The sequence below is a fragment of the Actinomyces israelii DSM 43320 genome, from assembly GCF_000711965.1.
Taxonomy (GTDB): Bacteria; Actinomycetota; Actinomycetes; order Actinomycetales; family Actinomycetaceae; genus Actinomyces; species Actinomyces israelii.
Genome location: NZ_JONS01000086.1, coordinates 1 through 3558 on the forward strand (window position 1 = coordinate 1; position 3558 = coordinate 3558).

3 protein-coding genes and 1 pseudogene are annotated in these 3558 nt (G+C 70.1%); 1 reads left to right on the forward strand and 3 read right to left on the reverse strand.

Going from position 1 to position 3558, the window contains the following annotated elements:
* Positions 1–515: 515 nt before the first annotated feature.
* Complete coding sequence (gene panB / locus O145_RS15080; RefSeq protein WP_043564468.1) at positions 516–1364, forward strand: 3-methyl-2-oxobutanoate hydroxymethyltransferase; 849 nt, start codon at positions 516–518, stop codon at positions 1362–1364.
* A gap of 24 nt (positions 1365–1388) precedes the next feature.
* On the opposite strand, the gene O145_RS15085 is transcribed toward panB, so the two are convergent.
* The 3 genes and pseudogenes from O145_RS15085 to O145_RS19680 all read right to left on the reverse strand — a co-directional run.
* Complete coding sequence (locus O145_RS15085) at positions 1389–2138, reverse strand: LysE family translocator (protein WP_043564476.1); 750 nt, start codon at positions 2136–2138, stop codon at positions 1389–1391.
* Entirely contained in the window at positions 2135–2677 is a 543-nt protein-coding gene (locus O145_RS19675) for a DsbA family protein (RefSeq protein ID WP_267489945.1), read from the reverse strand. The genes O145_RS15085 and O145_RS19675 overlap by 4 nt, the downstream gene beginning before the upstream one ends.
* A gap of 96 nt (positions 2678–2773) precedes the next feature.
* A pseudogene (locus O145_RS19680) lies at positions 2774–3454 on the reverse strand (Na+/H+ antiporter NhaA); the annotation flags it as partial.
* Between the last annotated feature and the right edge of the window lie 104 nt (positions 3455–3558).

Genomic DNA, 3558 nt, shown 5'->3' on the forward strand with positions numbered 1-3558 from the left:
GCCCTCGGGCGGGGCGCCGTCACCGGCACCGTCCGCACCACCCGGCACGGACGGCTCGGCGCCCCAGTCTTCGAACATGTGTACAGGATAGCATCCGCCACCCCTCCACCACAACCCCCACAACCCCCGCAACCCCGGAATCCCAGCACAAAACCGGATCCCCGACAACCCCCACACGCGCAGAGCCCGGGTACATCCCGGCCACCGCCTACGCCATGCGCTCGGCCGGCCCGCACACGTGCAGAGCCCGGTAACGGCCATGGACACGCAGGTCGCGGCAGAGGCGCCGGCCCGCACACGCGCGAGGACCCCCGACCCGCCGAGGCCCGCGCACCGAGCCTGAAACAGCCCACCCGCGAAGGCCCTCGCACCCCAGCACACGGGACCGGCAAGCCAGCACCCCACCCACACGACGCACCAGAACCGATATCGGCGCGGAACTCAACCGATCTCGACACGGAACCGGCCCTCGCCGAGAACATCGCCGTCGAGCCGCAACCAGTAGGCTTCACCCCATGGCTACTTCCGAGTCCCCCTACGGGCCCTGCGCTGCCGAGAACGTCGCCGGCGGCAAACCGGTCCGCCTCCCCCACCTGCTCGCGGCGAAGGCCGAGGGCACCAGGCTCACCATGATCACGGCCTACGACGCCCTGACCGCGGCGATCTTCGACGAGGCCGGGATGGACATGATCCTCGTCGGCGACTCCATCGGCAACGTCATGCTCGGCCACGGGTCCACCCTGCCCGTGTCGCTGGACGAGATGGTGGTGGCCACTCGAGGCGTCGCCCACGCCGCCCGGCGCGCCTTCATCGTCGCCGACCTGCCCTTCGGCGCCTACGAGGCCGGCCCCGAGCAGGCCCTGGCCACCGCCGTCCGGCTGGTCAAGGCCGGCGCCAACGGGATCAAGCTCGAGGGCGGGCGGCCGCGCGTCGCCACGATCCGGACTCTGGTCGAGGCCGGTATCCCCGTCATGGGGCACCTCGGCTTCACTCCCCAGTCCGTCAACGCGCTGGGCGGGTTCCGTGTCCAGGGCCGGGGCGAGGCCGGCGAGGAGCTTCTGGCGGACGCCCTGGCCATCGAGAAGGCGGGTGTTATGGGCATGGTTCTCGAGATGGTGCCCGAGCCGCTGGCCGCGCGCGTCACCGAGGCCCTGACTGTCCCCACCATCGGTATCGGGGCCGGAGCCCGCTGCGACGGCCAGGTGCTCGTCTGGTCTGACATGGCCGGGATGACCGAGTGGAGGCCGCGCTTCGCCAAGCAGTTCGGGCGGGTCGGCGCCGCCCTGCACCAGGCCGCCCTCGACTACGCCGCCGAGGTGCGCGAGGGCGCTTTCCCGGCCGAGGAGCACTGGTTCAGCTCCTGATCCGCTCCGGCGGGCCGACCCGTCTCAGACGCGGGCGCCGAGTGCGAGCCTGGTGCCGAATCCTATGAGCACCGTCCCGGTCACGCGGTCCGTCCAGCGCTCCAGCACATCTCCGGAGGCCGCCCCCATTCGCGGCGCCAGCCAGGAGGCGCCCAGGACGAGCGCGCCCAACCAGATCAGGCAGCACAGGCCATGGACAGCGGCGAGCAGAACGCCCATGAGGAGCGGAGGCACCCCAGCCGCCATGAACTGCGGGATGGTGGCGAGGTAGAACACACCGGCCTTCGGGTTGAGCAGGTCCGTAATCAGTCCCACCCCCCACCCCCGCCACAGCGAGGCGCCGGGACGCCCAGAAGCGCATGCGGGCAGTCGTTCCACGGGAGCGGTGGGTTCTACCGCGCGCGCGGCCCTCGTCTTCTCCGGTGCGGAATCAAGGGCCGTCCTCGGCCCCGCAACCGCCCTACCGCGCCAACCGCCGGCACCCCGGAAAGAGCGCACGAGCATGCTCACTCCCATCCACATCACGTAGAGCGCCCCAGCGAGGGACAATACCCGATAGGCGGTACGGGAGGCGGCGAGCACCGCTGTTGCACCGGCGCCGGCGGCCGCGCCCCACACGAGAAGCCCGGTGACAATGCCGATGACGGTGGCCAGGCCGTAGCCGCGGGAGTGGCTGAGCGCGCCGCGCAGTACGACGGCCGTATCGAGCCCTGGGACAACGGTGAGGACGGCGACAAGAGCCGTGAAGCCGAGGACCGCGTGCGCAAGCGTCACGGACGTTCCCCGCTCCCACCGCTGTGGCGTCCTTCCGCGGGCCCCATGAGCTCAGCCGCCTCGATCCGCGTGAGCTCCTCGGAGAAGGTCCATCGGTTGAGAAGACTGTTGAAGCGTCGCCCGTCGATGTAGACGACAGGGCTGCCGTCCTCGGTGAGGCCCTCAACATCCAGGGCATCGGCCAGCACCTTGGGCTCGTCCGCGGCGCTCTTGATCCGCTTCCACATGGTGCGGTCGTCCATGCCCGCCTCGCGAGCGGCAGTGGTGATGCTGCGGGAGGTGATCTGACCGCGCAGCTCGGCCAGGGCGTCGTGGAAGCGCCACAGCTTCTCGGGCTCGTCGTGGTGGACGGCCTCCAGGGCGAGCGCGGCCAGAAGGCTCTCCGGGCCGGAGAGCTTGTGCCGCAGAACGAGTCGCACGTCTCCGGTGTCGCGCAGGTGGGCGATTCCCTTGAGGGCCTCCATGAGGCGCCAGCGCCCCTCGTAGGACATGTCGGCATAGTTGATGAGCGTGTGGGGGGCGTGCGGATCGCCGACCATGAGGTCCTCGTCCACGTCCACGGGTCGGCACAGGCGCTCGCCGGGAGGCGGGGGCAGCGGGGAGACCCTGTCGCCAACACGGAAGATGATGGTGGCCAGGAGCAGGGAGCCCAGGGAGGCGATAAGAACCCCCAGGCGGGCCTGGTCGCGCAGGACCTCCTCCAGGGCCAGATTGGCCACGAGCAGGGAGATCGTGAACCCCATGCCGGACAGGGCCGCGAGTCCCAGGATCCGGGGCAGGTCGAGGCCGGGCAGGCGCGAGGCCGACACAAAGCGCAGGACCAGGCCCGCACCCGCAGCCACGCCCACAAGCTTGCCGACGACGAGGCCCGCGACGACCGCCCATGTGATACGCGAGGAGAAGGCCGCGACAACGGTGTCACTGCTGAGGGCTACGCCCGCGTTCGCCAGAGCGAACAGGAGGACGACGACGTAGTTGACGTAGGGCGGCAGCATCCAGGACAGGCGCTGGTTCATGGGCATGGAGTAGACCAGGGCCTCACGCAGCATGACCGCCGTGCCCGGAGCCGGAGACTGGCGGTAGAGCTGGGCGACCTCACTGGCTCCGTCCACGTCCGTGCTGCGCACGGGATAGACGGGCATGAGGAGGGCGATGAGAACACCAGCCAGGGTGGCATGAACGCCCGAGCGGTACAGCGCATACCAGATGATGACCGCCAGGAAGGCGTACGGGGGCGTGCGCCATACGCCCCGACGCGCCAGGACCTGGGCGCCGAGCAGCCCCAGGGCCGCACAGCCCAGAGCCACGAGGTTGAGGGAGTCGGAGTATGGCTGGAATTAAACAAGATCGGTGTGTGGCGGTGTGACTGGGAGGTGCTCGAAGTCGTAGTCGAAGGTGCGGTTGGTGATGTAGGCGGTGA

Excerpts from the sequence above, each read along its gene's own strand:
- O145_RS19675 (WP_267489945.1), bottom strand. The coding sequence starts at position 2,677 with ATGGTCGGCGATCCGCACGCCCCCCACACGCTCATCAACTATGCCGAC.
- panB (WP_043564468.1), top strand. The coding sequence starts at position 516 with ATGGCTACTTCCGAGTCCCCCTACGGGCCCTGCGCTGCCGAGAACGTC.